This is a genomic window from Cellulosimicrobium sp. XJ-DQ-B-000 (assembly GCF_031119065.1).
GTDB classification, from domain to species: domain Bacteria; phylum Actinomycetota; class Actinomycetes; order Actinomycetales; family Cellulomonadaceae; genus Cellulosimicrobium; species Cellulosimicrobium funkei.
This window is the reverse complement of sequence record NZ_JAVHYN010000006.1, coordinates 66,753-90,470: the sequence shown is the minus strand read 5'-3', so window position 1 is coordinate 90,470 and position 23,718 is coordinate 66,753. Positions and strand designations below refer to the sequence as shown.

Here is a 23,718-nt window from a genome sequence, read left to right as displayed (position 1 = left end):
GCCCGCGCCCCACCGGTCGCCGACCGGTGGGGCGCCGTCGTGTCCACCCTGGGCGGGGGACGTCTACGACCAGAGGATGACCCCGCCCGCGGCCATGACCCGACCATCGCCGGACGCGGTGGGCCGGGCCCCCTCCGTAGCGTCGTCCACGATCCCGACGCACGCCCGTGACCACCGGTCCGCGTGCGGCACGACGAACCAGGAGACGACGTGGACACGACCGTGTACCGACCCACCGACCCGGCCCCCGCCGGCCCGCCCGCGGTGCGGGCCCGCACGCTGCGCAAGACCTACGGCACGGGCGAGGCGGCGGTGCACGCGCTCGACGGCGTCGACGTGGACTTCGAGCGCGGGCACTTCACGGCCATCATGGGGCCGTCGGGCTCGGGCAAGTCGACGCTCATGCACCTGCTCGCGGGCCTCGACACCGCGACGAGCGGGCACGCCTTCATCGGGGACACTGAAGTCACGGGGCTCAACGACAACGCGCTCACGCAGCTGCGCCGCGACCGCGTGGGCTTCGTGTTCCAGTCGTTCAACCTCCTGCCGATGTTCACGGCGGAGCAGAACATCACGCTCCCCGTCGAGCTCGCGGGCGGCAAGGTCGACCGTGCGTGGTTCGAGACGCTCGTGCGCACGCTCGGCCTCGAGGCGCGCCTGAGCCACCGCCCGAGCGAGCTGTCCGGCGGGCAGCAGCAGCGCGTCGCCATCGCGCGCGCCCTCATCGCCGGCCCGGAGGTCGTGTTCGCCGACGAGCCGACGGGCAACCTCGACTCGCGCTCGGGCGCGGAGGTGCTGAGCTTCCTGCGCCGCTCGGTGCGCGAGCTCGGCCGCACCATCATCATGGTCACGCACGACCCGACGGCCGCGGCGTACGCGGACCGCGTCGTGCTCATCGCCGACGGGCGCATCGCGGGCGACATCACCGACCCGACGCCCGAGTCGGTGCTCGCGGGGCTCGACGCGCTCCGCACGCTCGACGCCCGCACCGACGGTCCCGCCCCGACGGCGTCGCAGGCGGTGCGCGCCTGATGTTCCGGCTCACCCTGGCGCAGATGCGCCGCAGCATCGGCCGCCTCGTCGCGGCCGGCGTCGCGATCGTCATCGGGACGGCCTTCGTCACGGCGACGCTCATCGCGGGCAACGTCATCACCCAGACCACGAACGACTCGATCGCCGCACAGTACGCGGACGCCGACCTCGTCGTGTCCGCCCCGGACGACCTCACGGCGCCCGACGTCGAGGCCTTGCGCTCCGTGCCCGGCGTCGAGGCCGTCGACGCCACGTCGTTCACCTACCTCGACCTCTCGCACGGCGCGAAGCGCGTGTTCCAGCTCGGCGTCCCGGCGCCGTCCGACCCGCGCTTCGAGGCGCTCGAGGTCGTCGAGGGCTCGATGCCCACCGCGTCCGGCCAGGTCTCGCTGCCCACCGCCGTGGCCGAGCGCCTCGGCGTCGGGATCGGCGACACCGTCACGAGCTCGCGCAACGTGTGGGACGACACCGCGCCCGACGGCGGCGACTACACGGAGGTCCGCGACGAGCTGACCGTCGTCGGGACGACCGACGACCCGTACGGCGCGTACGCCCAGATGGGCGGCGCCGTGGTCGTCCCGGCCGAGGACGTCGCCGCCTGGGAGGCCGCGCAGGCCACGCCCGACGACCCGGCCCGCACCTACTCGTCGGCGATGGTGGCCCTCGCGCCCGGCACGGACCTCGAGACCGCGCGCGCCGAGCTCGTCGCCGCCTCTGCGGACGGGGCGAAGGCCGTCACGCCGGACGAGCACGCGCAGGAGCAGGCGCGGAAGATGACCGGCGACCAGGACGTCTTCACGTACGTCATCCTCTCGTTCGCCGCCGTCGCGCTGCTCGTCGCCGCGCTCGTCATCGCGAACACGTTCCAGGTCCTCGTCGCGCAGCGCACGCGCACCCTCGCGCTCCTGCGGGCGGTCGGCGCGAACAAGGCGCAGCTCGCCCGGTCCGTGCTCACCGAGGCGACGATCCTCGGCATCGTGTCGTCGCTCGCCGGCATCGTCCTGGGCGGCCTGCTCACGCAGATCGCGCTCCTCGTCGCGCGCGGCGCCGACCTGGGCGTCCCGGTCCCCGCGACCATCACCGTCACGCCCGTGGTGGTGCTCGTGCCGCTCGTGGTCGGCACGCTCGTGACGGTCGTCGCGTCGCTCGCCCCCGCCCGCGCCGCGACCCGCGTCGCCCCGCTCGAGGCGCTGCGCCCGGCCGACGCGCCGAACATCCTGCGCGGGGGCGGCCGCGCGCGGCTCGTCGTCGCGTCCCTGCTCACGCTGGGCGGCGTCGCCGTCCTCGCGGGCGGGATCTGGCTCGGGCTCACCGACAAGCCCGAGATCGGGCTCCTCGCCGGGGTCGTCGGCGGCGCGCTGTCGTTCGTGGGCGTCCTCGTCGGAGCGGTCTACTGGCTGCCCGCCGTCGTGTCGTTCGTCGGCCGCCTGCTCGCGGGCACCGGGTCGACGGCGCGCCTCGCCACCGCGAACACGCTGCGCAACCCGCGCCGCACCACAGCGACGAGCACCGCGCTGCTCATCGGCGTCACGCTCGTCGCGATGATGTCGACCGGCGCCGCGAGCGCCCGCACCTCGCTCGACGCGGCGCTCGACGACCAGTACCCCGTCGACGTCATGGTCGCGACGGACGCGTACGGGTCGACCGGTGAGCCCGTGCCGTCCGACGTCGTGCGCGCCGTGTCCGGCACCGAGGGCGTGTCCCGCGTCGTCGAGCTGTACGCCGCGACAGTGACCATGCCGGACGGCACCGAGACGTCGTTCCACGGGGCCGACCCCGACGCCGCGCGCTCCGTGGTGCGGACGCCGGACGACCTCGCGGCCTTCGGTCCCGGGACGCTCCTCCTCTCGGAGGGCGAGGCGGAGAACTACGGCCTCGCGGACGGCGAGACCGCCGAGCTCACGGGCCCGACGGGCGAGACGCTCGACGTGACGGTCCGCACCGGGGGGATCGGCTCCGGCGGGCTGCTCACCGTCGACGACGCGCGTGCCGTCGACCCGACGAGCCTCATGTCCCGGCTGTGGGTCGGCCTCGACGACACCGGCGCCGCCGCGCAGGTGGTCCCTGCGATCCAGGACGCCGTCGTGGAGTCGGACACGCCCGTGGAGGTCGCCGGGATCGCCGTCGAGCGCGCGGCGATGCAGAGCGTCATCGACACGATCCTCGGGGTCATCATCGGGCTGCTCGCGGTCGCGGTCGTCATCGCGCTCATCGGCGTGGCGAACACGCTGTCGCTCTCGGTCATCGAGCGGCGACGCGAGTCCGCGACGCTCCGGGCGATCGGCCTGAGCCGCTCCCAGCTGCGCTGGATGCTCGCGATCGAGGGCATGCTCATCGCGGGCGTCGGGGCCGTCCTCGGGATCGTGCTGGGCGTCCTCTACGGGTGGGCCGGAGCGGCCACGGCGCTGAGCGTCATGGGCGACGTGTCGCTCGCCGTGCCGTGGCGCGACATCGCGCTCGTGCTCGTGGTCGCGCTCGTCGCGGGTCTCGTCGCCTCCGTCGTCCCCGGCCGCACCGCGGCCCGGACGTCGCCCGTCGCGGCGCTCGCCGTGGACTGAGCGAGACGCCCCACCGGCCGTCGGCCGACGCGCGCCCCTGTGGACGGACCCCCGTCCACAGGGGCGCGGTCGTGCCCGACTCGTGCGGACCGCCGTCGGGCACGATCGCCGGGTGCTCTCCCCCGCCCCGCCCCTCGCTCCCGGTGCACCGCGGGGCGGCACTCCCGCGCCCCCGTCCGACGGCGGGGTGTGGGTGCGCGTAACGGTCCACCCGGGCACGGACGTCCTGCTCGCCGCGGGCACGCGCCTGGGCGACGCGCGACCCGCTCTCGCCGACCTCGGGTGCCGCCCCGAGCTGCGCACGGCGCCGCTGGCCGTGGACGGCGTCCCCGTCGATGACGACCAGCGCTGCGGCACGCGCCCGCTGCTCCCCGGGGCGACGGTCACGGTCGTGCGGGCGGGGTCGGACCCGCGCAGTCGCGACGACGGGCCGGTGCCCGAGGACGTGCTCGCGGCGCCCCGGCACGTCGCGGTCCTGGGCGGCCCGGACGCCGGGCGGCTCGTCGCCGTCGGGCACGGCGACCGGGGACGCACCCGCGTCGACCGGCTCGACGTCCGCTGGCGCACCACGCGGCGCGGGCCCCGGGTGCGGGTCCGCGTTCCGCGCGGCACGCGCCGAGTGCCCGACGACGCTGCCGTCCTTCGTACGCGCCCGGCCCGGGCCGGTCGGCGGGTGGGCTCGTGGCGCGCGGTGCGCTGGCGCGTCAACCGCGCCCTGGTGACGCCCGGCGGCGCGTACGCCCTGCGCGCGCGGCCCGCGCTCGTGCACGGTCCACGGTCGGGACCGGCCGTGGGTCCGGACCGTCCCGCCGAGGCCGGCCGCCTCGGGACGGCGCAGCTCGCGACCGCGCTCGTGCCGGCCGTCGCGTCGGTCGGGCTCGCGATGGCGCTGCGCCAGCCGCTCCTCGCGCTGCTCGCGCTCGTGGGGCCGCTCGCGGTCCTCGGTCCCGCGATCGCCGAGGCGCGCCGCCGCCGCGTCGCGCAGCGCGCCGCGCCGCCCGGGGCCCCGCCGGACGTCGGCACCGCCCCCGGCACCGTGCCGGTGGACCCGCTGGACCCCCGGCCCACCGACGTCCTGCTCTGGGCGACGATCGCCCGGCTCGCCCCGGGCGCCGACCTGGCGGGGGCGGGGGCGGCGGGCGCTCCCTCGGCGCACGCCGGGTCGTCAGGGGCGGCGCCGGGAACGACGGTCGGCACGACGTCGGGCGGGTCCGTGGGCGCGACCGGTGGCGGGGCGTCGCTCGCGGCGTCGGGTGGGACGAGCCCGTCGCGGGTCCGGCTGCCGGACGGGTGCGTGGCCGTCGTCGGGCCCCGGGACGTCGCGCTCGCCGCGGCCCGGGCCCTGCTCGTGGAGGTACTCGCCTCGGGGGCGCCACTGACGGTGCGGCCCGCGGCGCAGGACGCGCCCGCGTGGTCGTGGTGCCGCTGGCTGCCGCACGCCCGCGCCGTCCGGACGCTCGACGCCGTGGCCGCCGCCGACCCGCCCGGCCTCGTCGTCGTCGACGGCCCGGTGCCTGCGGGCGAGCTCGCCCGGGCGTGGGAGCGGTGCGCACCCGTGGGCACCGACGTGCTGCTGGTGCTCGGGGACCGGGCGCAGGTCCCGGCGTGGTGCCGGACGCTCGTCGACGTCTCGGGAGCCGTCGCCGTCGTCACGGGTCCCGACGGCGCCCGGACGCCGCGCGAGCACGTCGGCGTGAGCGCCGGGTGGGCGCTCGGCCTCGCGCGGCGGCTCGCCGCGGCCGAGCACCTCGGCCGGCTGGGCACCGGGGACGGGGACCGTGCGGGTGAGCCCGACCCGGGCGACCCCACGGCGCGGTCGCTGCCGTCGGCGGTCGCGCTCGGTCCCCTGCTGGGCGCACCGCGAGCGCCGGACCGGCTCGCGACGTGGGTCGCCGAGCGCTGGCAGGACGCGGCCCGCCGGGACGGGCACGGCCTGCGGACCGTGCTCGGCGTCGGGCCCGGGGGCGCGCCCGTCGCCGTCGACCTCGTCCGCGAGGGGCCGCACGCGCTCGTCGCCGGCACGACGGGCGCCGGGAAGTCCGAGCTCCTGCAGTCCCTGGTCGCCGGGCTCGCGCTCGGACGCTCGCCCGACGAGCTGTCGTTCGCGCTCGTCGACTTCAAGGGTGGCGCGAGCTTCGGGGCGTGCGGCCGGCTGCCGCACGTCGTGGGCCAGGTGACCGACCTCGACCCGGGGCTCGCGGGACGGGCGCTGGCCGGGCTCCGGGCCGAGCTGCACCGGCGCGAGCGGATCCTCGCCGCGGCGGAGGTCGCGAGCATCGACGCCCTCCCCCGGGGACGGCTCGCGCGGCTCGTGGTCGTGGTGGACGAGTTCCGCGCGCTCGCCGACGACCTGCCCGACCTCGTGCCCGGGCTGCTGCGTGTTGCCGCGCAGGGCCGGTCGCTCGGCGTGCACCTGGTCCTCGCGACGCAGCGGCCCGCAGGCGCCGTCAGCGCCGACGTGCGGGCGAACGTCACGCTGCGGATCGCGCTCCGGGTCGTGGACGTCGCCGACTCGCGCGACGTCGTCGACTCGCCGCACGCGGCCCGCGTCCCCGCGGCGACGCCCGGGCGCCTGGTCCTGCGCCGTGGTGCCGAGCCACCGGTGGCCGTGCAGTGCGCACGAGCCGGCGGGCCGCTCGCCCTGCCGGAGACGCGCGTGCGGCTCGCGGACCCGTGGGGCGCTGGACGCGGCCCGGGCGGGCCTGCGCCGGGCTCCTCGGACGACCACCTGCCGCTCCTCGTCGCGGCGGCGCACGAGGTCGCGGCGCGGTCGGGGCTGCGCCCCCACCCCGCGCCGTGGCTCCCCGCCCTGCCGGTCTGCGTCGGACCCGACGACCTCGCCGGAGTCGAGCGGGTGGGCGAGGGAGGCGGCGGAGGGGCAGACGAGCGCGTGGCGGACGGCCGGGAGATGAGCGAAGACATCGCAGGCACGACGGCGGCCGGCGAGCAGGTGGCGGGCTCCGCGACGGCCGCAGGGACCGAAGGCGCGGAGATGTGCCCCGACGACCGCGCGCTGCCCGTCGCGCTGGGCGACCTGCCGGCACTGCAGCGCCGCACGGTGGTCCGCTGGGACCCGCGCGACGGTCATCTCGCGGTCCAGGGCCGGCCCCGGTCTGGCCGCACCACGGCCCTGCGCACCGTCGGGCTGGCCGCGCTCGACCACGGCTGGGCGGTCCACGCGATCGGGCCGGGGCTCGCGGACCTCGCGGCGCACCCCGGCACCGGCACGGTCGTGGACCGGAGCGACCCGCGCCGCGTCGCCCGCCTCCTCCGGCTCCTGGCCGGTCACGACGACGGTCAGTCCCGACCCGCGAGGCTCGACCGCACGACCGGGCGCACCCTCCTCCTCGTGGACGACGTCGAGGCCGTGCGCGGCGTGCTCGCCGGCGTCGCGGGCGGGGCCGGCGCCGACGCCCTCGCGGACGTGCTCGCCGACTCCCCCACGGCGGTCGCCGTGAGCGCGAGCGGGCCGACGGTCGGCGGCCTGGCATCGCTCGTCGGCGTCAGAGCGGTGCTGGCCTCGCGCGACCGCCACGACGACGTGTCGCTGGGCGTGCCAGCAGCGCTCGCCGGGCAGGGCGGACCGCCCGGCCGAGCGGTGTGGCTCGGGCCGGGCGACCCGCTCATGTGCCAGGTCGTGCTGCCACCGACCGTCGCGCGAGGACGATCAGGGCGCCCGGCGCCACCCCGCCGGGGCGCCTTCCGGCTGCACCCGCTGCCCGACGACGTCGACTCCGTCGATCTCGACGTGGCCGGGCACGCGCCGGGCGGGGGCGACCCGAGCTCCGCCGCCGTCGTGGCGGAGCCGGACAGCCGAGCCGTCGCAGAGGTCGCGGTCGGCCGGGGCGGCGACGACGGGCGGACGCTGTGGATGGACGTCGGGCGCGGCGCGCTCGTCGTCGGGCCGCCCGGGAGCGGCCGCACGAGCACGCTCGCGCTGCTCGCCCGGCACGCGGCCGCCACCGGCGGGCTCCGCGCGGTCGTGACCCGCGACGACGCGCTGGCGGGCGCCGTGATGGCCGCCCACGGACGCACGACGCGCACCACCAACCGGACCAGGAGCTCGAGCAGGACGGCCGTCGGGAGAGCGAGCGGCAAGAGCCACAGCAACGGCAACGAGAAAGGGAACGGGAACGGGAACGGGGCGATCGTCGTGCGGCGGTACACGCCGGCAGACGTCGCGCGCCTCCTCGACACGCTGGAAGCAGGTCAGGGCGCTGAGACGTTCCCGAGCAGGGCGACGGCGCCGCGGGTCGTGGTGGTCGACGACCTGGACGTGCTGACCCAGCTCTGCGTGCTGGAGGCCGACCGGCTCGCGGCGCTGTGCCGTGACGGGCTCGTGCTGCTCGCGTCGGCGACCACGGGTGCCGCGGCCTCAGCCTTGCGCGGTCCGCTCGCGGACCTGCGCGGGGCGCGCAGCGGGATCGTCCTCGCGCCGCGCGAACGCGGGAGCGCCGAGGTGTTCGGGCACGGGCTGGAGTGGCTCGCCGAACCCGGCCGGCCCCGACCGGGTCGCGGGGTGGTGGTCCAGGGCGCGCGGCTGGCGCCGCTCCAGGTCGCCCGACCGTGACGGCCGAGTCAGGACCCGGGAGTCAGGCGGCCGGGCGGACGTCGCGCGTGGTCGCCTCGACGACGGGACGCAGCATGAGGAGGACGAGCACCACGACGGCGAGCACGAGCGCCACGACGACCCACGGGGTCACGCCCACCTGGAGCGAGCTGACCGCGACGACCCCCTGGAGGATCTGCCAGGTCGCGACGGGCGACCGCGCCCAGCGCTGCCCGCGCAGCAGCCCGCGCACGCTCGCGGCGAGCACGGCCCCCACGCCCAGGGCGAAGACGACGAGGAAGACGCTCACCCCGAACGACTGCGAACCACCGCGGAGGAGCTCGACGAGGATCAGCACGGCGCCCACCACGAGCGCGGCGATCTCGATGCCGACCCCGGCGACGAGCGCCGTCAGCGCGGGCGGCCGCGACCCCCCGTCGGACGACGGTCCCGGGGGCGTCGGGCGGGGCTCGGGCGGGGTTCCGGAGGGCTCGCGGGAGGGCACGATCACCCAGCGTACGCGCCGACCTGCGGCTTCACACCCGTGTGACGAAGGCCTCACGATTCATGCGACGGAAACTTTCTCGTAACCCCTTGTGCTGTGCTTCACGAGGTGTGAACCTGGTTCAAGCATCAATCACCCCCCGCCTCGAGCCCTTGGCCCGGGCAGCCCCCTGCCGGGTCGCCCAGCGACGAGTCATCACCTCGCGACCAGGCTCCCCTCTGCCCGAAGGAGACGACGAACATGGACTGGCGCCACCGCGCAGCCTGCCTCGACGAAGACCCCGAGCTGTTCTTCCCCATCGGGAACACCGGCCCTGCTCTCCTCCAGATCGAGGAGGCGAAGGCCGTCTGCCGCCGCTGCGACGTCGTCGACACGTGCCTCAAGTGGGCCATCGAGTCCGGCCAGGACGCCGGCGTCTGGGGCGGTCTCTCCGAGGACGAGCGCCGCGCCCTCAAGCGCCGCACCGCGCGCGCACGCCGCGCCGGCTGAACACGACACGCTGCTCCGCCTCCGGGCGTCGAGCAGCACGACGGGCCGTCACCCTCCGGGGTGGCGGCCCGTCGTCGTGCGGTGCCTCCGCTCCACGACCCGTGCCGTGCGCGCCTCCGCGCGGCGGCCGCCGTCGTGCCGGCCGGTCAGCCCTGGCGGTTGCCGTCGCGCAGCACGAGCGCGAGCACGACCTGGGTGCCCCCGCCGGGCCGCGGCGACCACTCGATGGTGCCGCCGAGCTCGTTCGTCACGAGGGTCTGCACGATCTGCGACCCCAGGCCGCTCTTGGCGGCCTTGCCCGCCCGGGCGACGTCGCCGTCGGGCATGCCGACCCCGTCGTCCGCCACGACGATTCGCAGGGCCGAGCCCTCGCGCTCGACCGCGACCTCGACCGTGCCGGTCTCCTGCTTCGCGAGGCCGTGCTCGACGGCGTTCGTGACGAGCTCGGTGAGGATGAGCGCGAGGGGGGTCGCGTCCTCCGCGGGCACGAGCCCGAAGCTCCCCGTGCGGACGGTGCGCACGCTCGTGTCGGCGGAGGCGACGTCGGCCGCGAGGCGCAGCGCGCGACCGACCATGTCGTCGAACTCCACCTCCTCGTCGAGCGTCTGGGACAGGCTCTCGTGCACGAGCGCGATCGTCGCGACGCGGCGCATGGCCTCCTCCAGCGCGGCGCGCGCCTCGGGGACGTCCATGCGCCGGGCCTGGAGCCGCAGGAGCGCCGCGACGGTCTGGAGGTTGTTCTTCACACGGTGGTGGATCTCGCGGATCGTCGCGTCCTTGGTGATGAGCTCGCGCTCCCGGCGGCGCAGCTCCGACACGTCGCGGCACAGCAGGACGGCGCCGATGCGCTGGCCGGACTCGGTGAGCGGGAGCGCGCGGAGCGACAGCGCGACGCGCTGCGCCTCGATCTCGGTGCGCCAGGGCGCGCGGCCCATGACGACGAGCGGGAGCGACTCGTCCACGGGGGTCTGGTGCTCGATGAGGTCGGCCGTCACCTCGGCGAGCGACCGCCCGACGAGCGGACCGATGACCCCCAGGCGGTGGAAGCAGCTCAGCGCGTTGGGGCTCGCGTAGAGGACCTCGCCCTCGGAGTTCAGCCGGATGAGGCCGTCGCCGACGCGCGGCGCGCCGCGACGCGGCCCGGTCGCGGCGTTCGGGAAGGGGAACTCCCCGCGCGAGATCATCGCGATGAGGTCGTCCGCGGCCTCGACGTAGTTGAGCTCGAGGCGGCTGGGCGTGCGCCCGCTCCCGAGGTTGGTCTGCCGCGCGACGACGGCGATCGCCTTCCCGGAGTGCAGCACCGGGATGGCCTCCTCGCGCACGGCGTACGCGCCGAACCAGCGCGGCTCGCGCGAGCGCTGCGACCGCACCTCGGTGAGCGCGCGCTCGAGCTGCGGGCGCTGGCCCTCCGGGGCGAACGACCCGACGATGTCGTCGTAGTGCACGGTCGCGCCCGTCGACGGCCGGCACTGGGAGACGGCGACGAAGTTGCCGTCGCTCGTGGGCAGCCACAGCACGAGGTCGGCGAACGCGAGGTCGGAGATCACCTGCCAGTCGCCCACGAGCAGGTGCAACCACTCGTTGTCCGCCGGGCTGAGGTCGGCGTGGCGGGAGATGAGGTCACTCATGGCAGACACGGACCCCAGCGTAGAGGGGCGCGACCGGTAGAGTCCCCTCAGCGCCCGCGTGCGCGGTCGCCCGAACCGTCAGCCGTCCCGTCGGCCGGCCCGTCACGGGCCGGCGCAGGGCCCGAGGAGGTCCCGTGCACCTGAGCGTCGAGCTCCGCTACCCCGCCCCCGTCCACGCCGTCGGGGCGATGCTCGCGGACGAGGAGTTCGTCCGCTGGCGCGCCGCCCGCTCGGGCGGCGAGGGCGCCCACGTCGAGCAGGTGGACGTCACCGGCGGGCCGGACGAGGGGTTCACGGTCACGGTGCGGCGGACGCTGCCCACGGACCAGATCCCGGCGCACGTCCGCTCGTTCGTCGGGGGTCGTCTCGAGATCCGGCAGGCGGAGGCCTGGGAGCCGGAGCGCGACGGCGAGCGGTCGGGCACGGTGTCGCTCGAGATCACGGGCGCGCCGGTGCGGCTCACGGGCACCGTGACGCTCTCCCCGGAGGGGGACGGCACGGTCGAGCGCTACGACGGCGAGGTCAAGGCCAACGTGCCGCTCTTCGGCGGGGCGATCGAGCAGGCCGCGGCCGAGGCCGTGCGGACGGCGCTCGCCGCAGAGGAGTCCGCCGGTCTCGCGTGGCTGTCGCGCTGACCACCGACCGAGCGGCGCCCGGCCGGACCTGATCGGCGACCCGGCGACGCCGGCCCGGCGACCGGTCTCGAACCGGTAACGATTTCCACGGAACCCGACCAACTGGTCGGTCGTTGTAACGCGCTGACCTGCGGCGATACCCCGGTGGGAGCGCGACCACACCCGTGCGGACCCGACCCAGGCTTGACACGGGTTCGGGCGGGAACGCACGATCAGGCCGTTGTGTGGAAGCGCTACCACATTGGTGGTGGGAGCGCTGCCACGACCCCGCCCCACCGACAAGGGAGTCACCGTGCTGAGCAGCACCCGTACGACCCGCCGGCCCCGCAAGGCGATCACCGCCGTCGCAGGCCTCGCGGCCATCACCCTCACCCTGACCGCGTGCTCGAGCGGCTCCGGCTCGGACGACGACGCGACGGGCTCCGGCGACGGAGACAAGATCACGCTCACCGTCGCGACGTTCAACGACTTCGGCTACACGGACGAGCTCCTCGCCGCGTACACCGCGGAGCACCCGAACGTCACCGTCAAGCAGACGAAGGCCGCCAAGTCCGAGGACGCGCGGACCAACCTCACCACGAAGCTCGCCGCCGGCGGCGAGGGTCTCGCGGACATCGAGGCCATCGAGGTCGACTGGCTCCCGGAGCTCATGCAGTACCCCGACCTCTTCACGGACCTCACCGACTCGTCGCTCGACGGCCGCTGGGTGGACTGGAAGGTCCAGCAGGCGACGACGACCGACGGCAAGCTCATCGGCTACGGCACCGACATCGGCCCGAGCGCGATCTGCTACCGCCAGGACCTCTTCGAGGCCGCGGGCCTCCCGAGCGACCCGGCCGGCGTGGCGGAGCTCCTCGGTGGCGAGGACGCCACGTGGGACGACTACTTCGCCGCGGGCAAGACCTTCGTCGCCGCGAGCGACGCGGCCTGGTACGACTCCGCGATGTCCATCTCGCAGGCGATGGTCAACCAGATCGACAACGCCTACGAGGAGTCCGACGGCACGCCCAAGGACCTCGCGTCCAACCAGCCGATCATCGACATCTACGACACGGTGCTCGAGCAGTCGACGACGAACGAGCTCTCCGCCGGCCTCGAGCAGTGGTCGGGCGACTGGGACGCCGCGTTCCAGAACGACGGCTTCGCGACGATGATCTGCCCCGCGTGGATGACCGGCCCGGTCGAGGAGCGCTCGGGCGGCGTCACCGGCTGGAACGTCGCGGACGTCTTCCCCGGCGGCGGCCTCAACTGGGGCGGCTCGTTCCTCACGGTGCCGGCCTCCGGCCCGAACGCCGAGGCGGCCAAGGAGCTCGCCGCGTGGCTGACCGACCCGGCGCAGCAGACGACGGCCTTCGAGAACGCGGGCACGTTCCCGTCGCAGCTCGAGGCGCAGGAGTCCGACGCCGTGCAGTCCTTCACGAACGACTTCTTCAACGACGCCCCGGTCGGCACGATCTTCGTCAACCGCGCGCTCGCGATCGACAGCGCGCCGTTCAAGGGCGCGAACTACTTCTCGATCCACACGACCGTCCAGGACGGCATCAAGCGCGTGGACGTCGAGAAGACGGACGACGCCGCCTCCTCGTGGCAGAAGACGCTCCAGTCCTTCCAGGACCTGGGCCTGTGACCTGACGGGGCCGGGGGCGGCACGACCTGCCGCCCCCGGCCCCGCGCGCGTCCGCCCGCGGACGACGCCCCGCACCCGCAGCCACCCAGCGCCACCGAGCAGCCCAGGAATCCCACATGGCCGTCCTCACGCCCACCCAGCCCTCGCCGGGGCTCAGCGGGCCGCCGCCGCGCACGCCGCGCCGCGTCGGCTTCTCCCAGCGCCTCAGCCGCTGGGACGTCAAGGTCTCGCCCTACCTCTATATCTCGCCCTTCTTCATCCTGTTCGCGATCACGGGGCTCTTCCCGCTCGTGTACACCGCCGTGGTGTCGGTCTACGACTGGAACCTGCTCGGCGGCCAGGGCGACTTCGTCGGTCTCCAGAACTACACGGACGTCCTCGCGCAGCCGACGTTCTGGAAGTCCCTGCGCAACACCGTCTCGATCTTCGTGCTCTCGTCCGTGCCGCAGGTCGTCGCCGCGATCGCGATCGCGGCCCTGCTCGACCAGAACCTGCGCGCCGCGACGTTCTGGCGCATGGGCGTCCTGCTGCCGTACGTCGTCGCGCCCGTCGCGGTCTCGATGATCTTCGGCCGCCTGTTCGCCGACCAGTACGGGCTCATCAACGAGCTGCTCGGCCTCGTCGGCGTCGACCCGATCCGCTGGCACGCCGACGCCCTCGCGAGCCACGTCGCCATCGCGTCGATGGTGAACTTCCGCTGGACCGGCTACAACGCGCTGATCTTCCTCGCCGCGATGCAGGCCGTGCCGCGCGAGCTCTACGAGGCCGCGATCATCGACGGCGCCGGGCGCGTGCGCCAGTTCTTCTCCGTGACCGTCCCCCAGATCCGCGCCACGATCATCTTCGTCGTCATCACGTCGACGATCGGCGGCCTGCAGATCTTCGACGAGCCGCGCATGTTCGACGCGCAGGGTCTCGGCGGCGCCGACCGGCAGTGGATGACGACCGTGCTCTACCTCTACGACGTCGCGTGGGGCAACCAGAAGAACTTCGGCCGAGCGGCCGCCGTCGCGTGGCTGCTGTTCCTGCTCATCATCCTCGTGGGCATCGTCAACTTCCTCGTCACCCGGCGGATCGCCACGTCGAACGCGCAGCCGCGCCCGCCACGCTGGGTGCGTCGCCGCCAGGAGGCGCGCAAGCGCCTGCGCGCCGAGGACGCCATGTCCGCGCAGCGTTCCGCCGCGGGGACCGAGGCGTCCGTCCCGACCGCCGCCAGCCCGACCGACCGGAGGAAGCGATGAGCTCCGTCCCCGTCATCGCCCAGACCGCCGGCCCGGGCGCGGCCCGCGCCGCGTCCCGCCGCCGGAGCGCCGGGAAGAACGTGGGCGGCACGCAGCGCCGCCCGCGCTGGGTCACGTACACCATCCTCGGGATCGTCCTGCTGATCTCGGTGTTCCCGCTGTACTTCACGCTGATCCTCGGCTCCTCGACGCCCGAGGAGATCTCGCGCAGCGCGCTGCCCCAGCTCCTGCCCGACGCGAGCCTGTTCGACCGGTTCGCCGACGTCATGAGCTCGGACGCGATCAACTTCTGGAAGGCCGCCTGGAACTCGGTGGTCGTCGCTGTCCTCACGTCCCTCTCGGTCGTGCTGTTCTCGACGCTCGCCGGCTTCTCGTTCTCGAAGCTCCGGTTCCGCGGCCGCGGCCCGCTGCTCGTGTTCGTCATCGCGACGATGGCGGTGCCCACGCAGCTCGGCGTCATCCCGATGTACATCCTCATGTCGGACCTCGGGTGGATCGGCAAGCTCCAGGCCGTCATCGTGCCCGCGCTCGTCACGGCGTTCGGCGTCTTCTGGATGACGCAGTACCTCGGCGAGGCGCTCCCGTACGAGCTCATCGAGGCGGCCCGGGTCGACGGCGCGTCCATGATCCGCACGTTCTGGTCCATCGCGCTGCCGGCGGCCCGCCCGGCCGCCGCGATGCTGGGCCTGTTCACGTTCGTGCAGCAGTGGACGAACTTCTTCTGGCCGTCCATCGTGCTCAACCAGAACAACCCGACGCTGCCGCTCGTGGTGCGGTCCCTGCAGTCGAACTTCTTCGTCGACTACTCGCTCGTCATGGCCGGGATCTTCCTCGTCACGCTGCCGCTCATCGTCATCTTCATCTTCACCGGCCGCCAGCTCGTGGCGGGCATCATGCAGGGCGCCGTCAAGGGCTGACGCCCGACGCCCCGCGCCGCACGACCCGTCCACCACCCGGTGGGCGCGGTCCGTGCTGCGCGCCCACCGTCGCGCGGGCGGGCCCGACCGGCCCGCCCGCGTGCCATCCCGCGACTTCTCGAAGGACAATCGACCATGACCAGCTTCGTCCCGTCCGCGCCCCTCCCCCCGAACCCGGCGACCGCGACCGGACGCGTCGAGATGCCCCCCGGCTTCCTCTGGGGTGCCGCGACGGCCGCGTTCCAGATCGAGGGCGCGGGGCACACCGACGGACGCACGGACTCCGTGTGGGACGCGTTCGCCCGCGTGCCGGGCGCCGTCGTGAACGGTGACGACGGCATGGTCGCGTGCGACCACTACCACCGGTACCGCGAGGACGTCGCGCTCCTGCGCGACCTCAACCTGGGGACGTACCGGTTCTCGACGTCGTGGGCCCGCGTGCGCCCCGACGGCGGCGCGGTCAACCCCGCCGGGCTCGCGTTCTACGACCGCCTCGTCGACGAGCTGCTCGCCGCGGACGTCCTGCCGTGGCTCACGCTGTACCACTGGGACCTCCCGCAGGCGCTCGAGGACAAGGGCGGCTGGACGTCGCGCGACACGGCGTACCTCTTCGCCGAGTACGCGGTGACGATGCACGAGGCGCTGGGCGACCGCGTCGGCGTGTGGACGACGCTCAACGAGCCGTGGTGCTCCGCGTTCCTCGGCTACACCGCGGGCGTGCACGCGCCCGGCCGGCAGTCGCGCGAGGACGGCCTCGCGGCCGCGCACCACCTGCTGCTCGGGCACGGCCTCGCGGTCCGGGCGCTGCGCGAGCGCGCGCCGGAGGCGAACCTCGGGCTCACGCTGAACTTCACGGTGTCCGACCCGGTCGACCCCCAGGACCCGGCCGACGTCGACGCCGCGCGCCGGATCGACGGCCAGTTCAACCGGATCTTCCTCGACCCCGTCTTCCACGGCGAGTACCCGGCCGACGTCCTCGAGGACGTCGCACCCTACGGCCTGCTCGACCACGTCAAGGACGGGGACCTCGAGATCATCTCGACCCCGATCGACACGCTCGGGGTCAACTACTACAACGGCGGGGCGGTCTCGGCCCGCCCGCAGACGACGGCGCCCGGCACCGGGAGCGACGGCGGCGGGGGCACGCGCCCCGAGGGCGTCCGCGACGAGGAGGCCGACGCCGCGCCGGTGCGCCCGACGTCGTCCCCCTACCCCGCCGCGGACGGCGTGCACGCCCACTCGCGCGGCCTGCCGCGCACGGACATGGGCTGGGAGGTCCAGCCCGAGGGGCTGACGCGCCTCCTCACGCGCCTGCAGCGCGACTTCACCGGCCCGCGCGGCGTCGCGATGTACATCACCGAGAACGGCGCCGCCTACCCGGACCAGGTGGGCCCGGACGGCTCGGTCGACGACCAGGACCGGCTCGAGTTCCTCGACGCGCACCTGCGCGCGACGCGCGACGCGATCGACGCGGGGGCGGACGTGCGCGGCTACTTCGCGTGGTCCCTCATGGACAACTTCGAGTGGGCGCTCGGCTACACGAAGCGCTTCGGCATCGTCCGGGTCGACTACGAGACGCAGGAGCGCACCGTCAAGGCGAGCGGCGCCTGGTACGCCCAGGTCGCGCGCGACAACGCGATCCCGGCGCGCGAGACGCCGGTCGCGGACGCCGCCCCGGCCGAGTGACGGCGACGGTGAGGACACGGTGAGCGGGGCGGTGCGGACCGGGGAGCGCGCGCGCCATACTGTCCCGATGAACAGCCTGCGCTCCGCGCCGACCCTGGACGAGGTGGCCCAGACGGCGGGTGTCTCGCGCTCGACGGCGTCGCGCGCCATCAACGGCGGCCTGCGGGTGTCGCCCGAGGCGCAGGCGGCGGTCGACGCCGCCGTCGCGCAGCTCGGCTACACGCCCAACCGCGCCGCCCGCTCGCTCGTGACGCGCCGCACGGACTCGATCGCCCTCGTGGTCCCCGAGCCCGACGAGCGCATCCTCACCGACCCGTTCCTCGCGGGCACGATGCGCGGCGTGAGCGCCGCGCTCGGCGGCACGGACCTGCAGCTCGTGCTGCTGTTCGCGCGTCCCGACGAGCAGCCGGGCCGCATCGTGCGGTACCTCAGCAGCGGCCACGTCGACGGCGCGATCGTCGCGTCCCACCACCGCGACGACGACCTCGAGGAGGCGCTCCTCGCGGCGCGCCTGCCCGCCGTGTTCGTGGGGCGGCCGTTCCACCCGACGCCGGACCTCCTGTACGTCGACGTGGACAACGTCGAGGGCGGCCGCCTCGCGGCGCGGCGTCTCGTCGAGGCGGGCCGGCGCCGTATCGCGACGATCGCCGGCCCGCAGGACATGACGGCCGGCGTGGACCGGCTCACGGGGTTCCGCGAGGTGCTGCGCGACGCCGGCCTTCCGGACGACGCGGTCGAGATCGGCGACTTCGCCGTCGCGGGCGGCGCGGCGGCCATGGAACGCCTCCTCGCCGCGCACCCCGACCTCGACGGCCTGTTCGTCGCGTCCGACCTCATGGCCGAGGGCGCGCTGCGCGTGCTCGCGGCCCACGGCCGCGACGTGCCGCGCGACGTGTCCGTCGTCGGCTTCGACAACCTCGCCACCGCCGCCACGACGTCGCCCCCGCTCACCACGGTCCAGAACCCCATGGTCGAGATGGTGCGCGGCGCGACCGACCTCCTGCTCGACCTCGTGGGCGGCCGCGGCGACGAGATCGCGTCGCAGGTCCTCGCGCCGGAGCTCGTCGAGCGCGACTCCGTCTGACCCCCGCGCCGCCCGCGGCGCCGCGCGGCACCCGAGGCGTGGGGCCGAGACGCTGTGGGCGGTCGCTCGTAGCCTGGCGTCGTGCACACGTCCACGGAACCGGTGGTGGCCACGCTCTCGCGGGCCGACGTCCTCGCCGCACGCTGGCACGCCCACGAGCTCGACCGGGCGCCGGGCGCGGCCGCCGCGGTGACGGACGTCGCCGTCCTCGACCTGGGCGTCCAGGACACGGGGTCCGACGGCGCCGCGTGGGCGCTCGCCGTCCGGGGCGCCCCGCCCGTCGCGCCCAGCACCCTGCCGCCCGACCTCGTGCTCGCGTGGACGCTGCGCGGCGCCCCGCACGTCTACCGCCGCGCGGACCTCGCCGACGTCGCGACCGCGACGGCGCCGTTCTCCGAGGCCGACGCCGCCAAGCGGGTCTACGACGCGAGCCGACCGCTCCGCGCGGCGGGTGTCGCCGTGCTCGACGCCCTGCGTACCGAGGCGCGGCTCGAGCGCGAGCTCGTCGAGACCCCGACCGTCAAGGGCGACCTCTCGACGCGGCTCACCGCGCGGCTCCCGGAGCCGCACCTGCGCTGGTGCGGGCCGTGCGGCGCCACCCACAGCTACGAGCAGACGTTCCGCCTCGCGGCCCTGCAGGCCGGGCTCGAGCTCGAACCGGGCTCGTCCCCGCCCGTGCTGCGGCGCGTCCCCGGCCTCGAGCCGCCGCTCTACGGGCGCCTCGGCGGCGACGCCCTGCCGCGCCTGGACGTCGTCCGCGGCTACCTGCGCTTCTTCCCCGCCGCCAGCGTCCAGGACGTCGCCGCATTCCTCGACGCCCCGGTCAAGGACGTCCGGGACCGGTGGCCCGACGACGCGGTCCGCGTCGAGGTCGCCGACGTCGAGCCCGGCCCGCGGCCGACCGAGCGCTGGGTGCTCGCCGAGGATCTCGGTCGCGTCACGGGCGCCGCCGCGCGCGAGCGCGACGCGCGACCCGCGCCCGGCGCCCCGGTCGTGCGCCTCGTGGGCCCCTACGACCTGTTCCTGCAGCTGCGCGACCGCGCGACGCTCGTCCCGGACGTGGCGCGTGCCAAGGACCTGTGGCGGGTCCTCGGCCGGCCCGGGGCCGTGCTCGCGGGCGGCGAGGTCGTGGGCACGTGGCGGCCCCGCGCGTCGGGCCGGCGCCTCACGGTCCTCACCGACCCCTGGGTCCCGTGGGACGCCGGGCTCGCCGACGCCGTCGCCGAGCAGGCGGAGCGCCTGCGCGCGTCCCGCGACGCGGCGTCCGTGACCGTCTCGCCGGTGCCGGACGCGCGGTAGCGACCGGGGTGCCGCGCGGTCGTCGCGGGAGGGACCCGGCGGTGGCCGAGCCCCTCCCGCGCGCCGGGAGCGGTCAGCGCTTCACGTGGCCGTACCGGTGCGTCGTGCGGCTGACGGCCTGCTCGTGGAGCACGGTGAGCAGCTCGCGGCGCCCGCTCGCGACGACGGGGTGGTCGAGCACCGTGACCTCGCCGACGCGCTCGGCCGCGGCCTCGTGCAGCCCCGGCGCGGAGCCGACGACGCGGACCCGGCCCCGGACGGCACCCGACGCGACGCGGCGCGCGAAGTCCTCGTCGCTCACCGCGGCGTCGCCCGTGCTCGGCACCACGACGGCCGGCACGCCCGCGGTGCGCGCGGCGTGCAGGACGCGCTCGACCTCGACGGGGAGCGCGTCCGCGCCGACGCGCACGGTGAGCACGTCGACCGGGCGGTAGCGGAAGACGTTCGCCTCGACGTGCAGGCCCGAGGGGTCGTGGCCCACGGAGAACTCCCGCTCCCACCAGCGCACGTCGTCGGCCTTCGCCCACGCGAGCCACGCCTCGGGCGCGGTCTCGCGCGCGGGCGGCACCGCGTCGTGCGTGCCGTCGGTGCCCGACGCCGACGCGCTCGTCGAGGTGTCGGGCGCGTCGCTCCAGCGCCCGAGCTGCGCGACGTAGTTCGGCCCGCCCGCCTTGGCGCCCGGCCCGACGGCCGACTGCTTCCAGCCGCCGAACGACTGCCGCTGCACGATCGCGCCGGTGATGTGCCGGTTGACGTAGGCGTTGCCCACCTGGACGGCGTCGAGCCAGCGTTCGACCTCGGCGTCGTCCAGGCTGTGGATGCCGCCGGTGAGGCCGAACGGGACCGCGTTCTGCAGCGCGATCGCCTCGTCGAGGGTCGCGGCCGTCATGATCCCGAGGACCGGCCCGAAGTACTCGGTGAGGTGGAACGGCGACCCGGGCGCGACGCCCTCCTTGAGACCCGGCGTCCAGAGGCGGCCCTCCAGCTCGGGCCCGCCGTCCAGCAGCCGCGGCCGTACGAGCCAGGTCTCCCCCGGCTCGAGCGTCGTCAGGGCGTGCAGCAGCTTGCCCGACGCGGGCTCGGTGAGCGGGCCCATGGTCGTCGCGACGTCCGTCGCCGGACCGACGGCGAGCGAGCGCACCGCGTCCACGAGCTGGCGCCGCACCCGGCGGCCCGTCTCCGTCCGCGGGTCGCCCGCCGAGCCGACGAGGATCGCGAGCGACGCGGCCGAGCACTTCTGCCCCGCGTGCCCGAACGCCGACCGCACGAGGTCCGCGACCGCGAGGTCGAGGTCCGCCGACGGCGTGACGACGAGCGCGTTCTTGCCCGACGTCTCGGCGAGCACCGGCCGCGACGGCTTCCACCGCGCGAAGAGCTGCGCGGTCTCGATCGAGCCCGTGAGAACGACGCGCGCGACGTCCTCGTGCGTGACGAGGCGGGTGCCGAGCTCGTCGTCGGGCACGCGGACGTACTGCACGACGTCGGTCACCGAGCCCGCGTCCAGCCCCGCGAAGTCACCGGGCGCCGCGGCCACCGCGTCGCGCAGGCCCGCGTGGACCGCCTCGACGGCGACCTCGAGGCAGCGCGGCGTCGGCGGCGCGGGCTTGGCGAGCACGGCCGACCCGGCCGCGAGCGCCGCGAGGACCCCGCCCACGGGGATCGCGACGGGGAAGTTCCACGGCGGCGTGACGAGCGTGACGCCGTCGGGCGCGAACCGGGCCCCGGGCACGTGGTCCAGCTCCTCGGCGGAGCGCGCGTAGTAGCGCGCGAAGTCGACGGCCTCGCTCACCTCGGGGTCGGCCTCGGCGACGGTCTTGCCCGGCTCGTGCACCATCGCGGCGACGAGGTCGGTGCGCGCCTCCTCCAGGCGCCGGGCGACGGCGCGCAGCGCGGCGGCGCGGGCCGCCGGGGCGACCTGCGACCACGCGGCGGTCGCGCGCACGGCGGTCGCGACGGCGTCGTCCACCTGGGCGGTCGTCGTGAGCTCGGGCGTGCGGACGGGGACGTACCCGGAGCCGGCCCCGGTGACGTGGCGGGCCCAGTCGCGCGAGGCGGCGACGGCGGGGTCGGTGTCGGGGGCGTTCGCGAACCCGGCGCCGGTCCCGCCGCCGACGGCGGGCCGGGGCGTGCGGCGCGGCGCGACGTCGGTCTCGGCGTAGTGCACGCCGTGGCGCACGGACGCGCGGAACGCGGCCTCCTGGCGCTCCATGGGGCTGCCCGCGGGCGACCCGTCGGGCGCGAACATGGCGTGCAGGAAGTTCTGCTCGGCGGCGTTCTCCTCGAGACGGCGCACGAGGTAGGAGATCGCGACGTCGAAGTCCTCGTCGCGCACGACGGGCGTGTACAGCACGACGCGGCCGCCGCGCCCGGCGTGCGGGCCGCTCTCGACGCGGTCGGCCGCGACCTCGTCGCGCACGGCGCGCGCCTCGCCGGGGGCCATGCCCTGGAGCATCTCGACGTCGACCGCGTGGCTCACGCCGCGGGCGCGGCCGAGCAGCACGGCGAGCGCGACGTGGAAGAGGTTGTGGCTCGCGACGCCGATGCGCACGGCGTCGGTCCGCGGCGCGCGCAGGGCGTGGTCGAGGAGGCGGACGTAGTTGGCGTCGACGTCGGGCTTCGTGGGGTAGGGCGCCTGCGGCCAGCCGTGCAGCTCGGCCTCGACGGCCTCCATCGCGAGGTTCGCGCCCTTGACGAGGCGCACCTTGATCGGCGCTCCCCCGGCGGCGACGCGCTCGGTCGCGAAGCGGGTGAGCCCGTCGAGCGCGCCGAGCGCGTCGGGCAGGTACGCCTGGAGCACGATCCCGGCCTCGAGGTCGTGCAGGTCGTCGTGCGCGAGGATCTCGCGGAAGACCGCGGTCGTGAGCGCGAGGTCCTTGTACTCCTCCATGTCGAGGTTGAGGAAGACGCCGTGGTCGCGCGCCGCCCGGTACAGCGGCAGCAGCCGCTCGACGACGCGCGCGCACGACCCGTCGAGGTCCCACGTGACGAGCTGCGACGCGACGGACGACACCTTGACCGACACGTAGTCCACGTCGGGGCGCCGCACGAGCGCGAGCGTGCGCTCGAGGCGCGCGTCCGCCTCGGCCTCGCCGAGCACGGCCTCGCCGAGGAGGTTGACGTTGAGCGCGTAGCCCTCCGCGCGGGTCCGGGCGAGGTGCGGGCCGAGGCCGCGGCCGGCGTCGGCCACGAGGTGGCCCACGAGCTGGCGCAGGCGCACGCGCGCGGCCGGCACGACGACGCGCGGCAGCACCGGCGCGACGCCCGCCCCGACGTGCAGGAGGGACCGGTCGACCGGCCCGAGGAACGACCCCGCGCTGCCCGCGAGCTCGCCGAGGCGGCCGAGCGCCCGCGCGGCGACGTGCACGTCCTGGGGACGCGCGACGTCGTCGACGAACCGGACCGCGAGCTCGAGGCCCGCGGGGTCGGAGACGAGCGCGCCGAGCCGCTCGGCGGTCCTGCGGGCGCGCGCGTCGCCCGCCCCCTCGCTCGCGGCGAGCCAGCGGCGGGCCAGCGTGACGGCCTCCTCGACGAGGTCGTCCGGGGAGGTGAGGCTCGTGTCGCCGACGGCTCCGGGGGTGGGGAGCGGCCGGGCGGGCGCGTCGTTGCTCATCCCTCCAGGGTGCCTCGGGTCGCGGTGGCTCGTCTTGTACGATCCGGGGCGACATGGCACCCGTCCGCGACAACCTGTGGCCCGAGGGCATGGCGCTCCTCGCCGCCCTCAGCCCCGCCATGGTCGCGCTCATGGACGAGCTGCCGGACACGATGTTCTGCGCGAAGGACGTCACGGGCCGGTACGTCGCGGTCAACCCGGTGTTCGTCGCGCGCACGAACGAGCGCTCGCGCCGCGCGGTGCTGGGCCGACGCGCGCGCGACCTGTTCGTCGCGCAGCTCGCCGAGCGCTACGAGCAGCAGGACGCCGAGGTGCTGCGCGGGCGCGCGCTGCGCGGCGAGCTCGAGCGCATCCGGCGGCTCGGCGGCACGTCGGGCTGGTTCCTCACGTCCAAGCTCCCCGTGCACGACGACGCCGGTCACCTCGTGGGGATCGTCTCGGTCTCGCACGACCTGCGCGCGGGCGCGGCGGACGACGCGACGATGGACTCCCTCGCCGCGCTCGTCGCCGCGGTCGAGGCGGACCTCGGGGCGCGCTGGACGACGGCGCGGCTCGCCGAGGCGGCGGGGTGCACGCCCGCGGTGCTCGACCGGCGCGTGCGGCGCGTGTACGGCGTGACGCCGCGCCAGCTCGTGCTGCGCACCCGGGTCGACCACGCGACACGCCTGCTCGCGGGGAGCGCCGTGTCGATCGGCGACGTCGCGGCGGCGAGCGGGTTCTACGACCAGCCGTCGTTCACGCGCACGTTCGCGCGCCTCGCGGGCGAGACCCCGGCCCAGTACCGGCGCCGCACCCGCCGCTGACCTCCGCCCGCTCGACGGCGAGGGCGCCCGCCGTGGCGAGGGACGGCGTCGGGCA

The 23,718-nt window shown here is 75.7% G+C and carries 15 protein-coding genes; 12 read left to right on the top strand and 3 right to left on the bottom strand.

Annotated features, from left to right (window positions below; all coding sequences use genetic code 11):
* Positions 1-210 precede the first annotated feature (210 nt).
* The 3 genes from RDI86_RS11270 (at position 211) to RDI86_RS11260 (ending at position 8,160) form a co-directional block, all read left to right on the top strand.
* A complete protein-coding gene (locus RDI86_RS11270) occupies positions 211-1,032 on the top strand; it encodes an ABC transporter ATP-binding protein (protein ID WP_308821421.1) in 822 nt (273 codons plus the stop codon).
* Positions 1,032-3,590, top strand: a complete 2,559-nt coding sequence (locus RDI86_RS11265; RefSeq protein WP_308821420.1) for an FtsX-like permease family protein — start codon at positions 1,032-1,034, stop codon at positions 3,588-3,590. Before RDI86_RS11270 ends, RDI86_RS11265 begins: the two co-directional genes overlap by 1 nt.
* Before the next feature lie 193 nt (positions 3,591-3,783).
* A complete protein-coding gene (locus RDI86_RS11260; protein WP_308821419.1) occupies positions 3,784-8,160 on the top strand; it encodes an FtsK/SpoIIIE domain-containing protein in 4,377 nt (1,458 codons plus the stop codon).
* A gap of 22 nt (positions 8,161-8,182) precedes the next feature.
* Here RDI86_RS11260 and RDI86_RS11255 read toward each other — a convergent pair whose 3' ends face one another.
* Positions 8,183-8,644 (bottom strand): hypothetical protein, encoded by a 462-nt coding sequence (locus RDI86_RS11255; RefSeq protein ID WP_308821418.1) that lies wholly within the window; start codon positions 8,642-8,644, stop codon positions 8,183-8,185.
* A gap of 240 nt (positions 8,645-8,884) precedes the next feature.
* On the opposite strand from RDI86_RS11255, the gene RDI86_RS11250 reads away from it, so the two are divergent.
* On the top strand, positions 8,885-9,133 hold the full coding sequence (locus tag RDI86_RS11250; RefSeq protein WP_021481972.1) for a WhiB family transcriptional regulator: 249 nt from the start codon (positions 8,885-8,887) through the stop codon (positions 9,131-9,133).
* Positions 9,134-9,279: 146 nt separating this feature from the next.
* Here the strand turns inward: RDI86_RS11250 and RDI86_RS11245 are convergent, their stop codons facing one another.
* Positions 9,280-10,761 (bottom strand): sensor histidine kinase, encoded by a 1,482-nt coding sequence (locus RDI86_RS11245; protein WP_043653374.1) that lies wholly within the window; start codon positions 10,759-10,761, stop codon positions 9,280-9,282.
* Positions 10,762-10,895: 134 nt separating this feature from the next.
* Between RDI86_RS11245 and RDI86_RS11240 the strand changes: the two genes are divergently transcribed.
* The 7 genes from RDI86_RS11240 (at position 10,896) to RDI86_RS11210 (ending at position 19,250) form a co-directional block, all read left to right on the top strand.
* Positions 10,896-11,396 (top strand): DUF2505 domain-containing protein, encoded by a 501-nt coding sequence (locus tag RDI86_RS11240; RefSeq protein ID WP_021481970.1) that lies wholly within the window; start codon positions 10,896-10,898, stop codon positions 11,394-11,396.
* Between the two features lie 292 nt (positions 11,397-11,688).
* Positions 11,689-13,023: an ABC transporter substrate-binding protein gene (locus tag RDI86_RS11235; protein WP_043653372.1), complete on the top strand. Its 1,335-nt coding sequence runs from the start codon at positions 11,689-11,691 to the stop codon at positions 13,021-13,023.
* Positions 13,024-13,139: 116 nt separating this feature from the next.
* Entirely contained in the window at positions 13,140-14,264 is a 1,125-nt protein-coding gene (locus tag RDI86_RS11230) for a carbohydrate ABC transporter permease (protein ID WP_061267476.1), read from the top strand.
* Positions 14,261-15,181: a carbohydrate ABC transporter permease gene (locus tag RDI86_RS11225; protein ID WP_061267475.1), complete on the top strand. Its 921-nt coding sequence runs from the start codon at positions 14,261-14,263 to the stop codon at positions 15,179-15,181. The genes RDI86_RS11230 and RDI86_RS11225 overlap by 4 nt, the downstream gene beginning before the upstream one ends.
* 135 nt (positions 15,182-15,316) lie before the next feature.
* A complete protein-coding gene (locus RDI86_RS11220; RefSeq protein ID WP_308821417.1) occupies positions 15,317-16,867 on the top strand; it encodes a family 1 glycosylhydrolase in 1,551 nt (516 codons plus the stop codon).
* Positions 16,868-16,934: 67 nt separating this feature from the next.
* Entirely contained in the window at positions 16,935-17,951 is a 1,017-nt protein-coding gene (locus RDI86_RS11215; protein WP_061267473.1) for a LacI family DNA-binding transcriptional regulator, read from the top strand.
* A gap of 81 nt (positions 17,952-18,032) precedes the next feature.
* On the top strand, positions 18,033-19,250 hold the full coding sequence (locus RDI86_RS11210; RefSeq protein ID WP_308821416.1) for a DNA glycosylase AlkZ-like family protein: 1,218 nt from the start codon (positions 18,033-18,035) through the stop codon (positions 19,248-19,250).
* A 73-nt stretch (positions 19,251-19,323) separates the two neighbouring features.
* On the opposite strand, the gene RDI86_RS11205 is transcribed toward RDI86_RS11210, so the two are convergent.
* Entirely contained in the window at positions 19,324-22,860 is a 3,537-nt protein-coding gene (locus RDI86_RS11205; protein WP_308821415.1) for a bifunctional proline dehydrogenase/L-glutamate gamma-semialdehyde dehydrogenase, read from the bottom strand.
* 53 nt (positions 22,861-22,913) lie between these two features.
* Here RDI86_RS11205 and RDI86_RS11200 point away from each other — a divergent pair, with 53 nt between their 5' ends.
* Positions 22,914-23,663, top strand: coding sequence for an AraC family transcriptional regulator (locus RDI86_RS11200; RefSeq protein WP_076405902.1), 750 nt, complete (start codon positions 22,914-22,916; stop codon positions 23,661-23,663).
* Positions 23,664-23,718 lie beyond the last annotated feature (55 nt).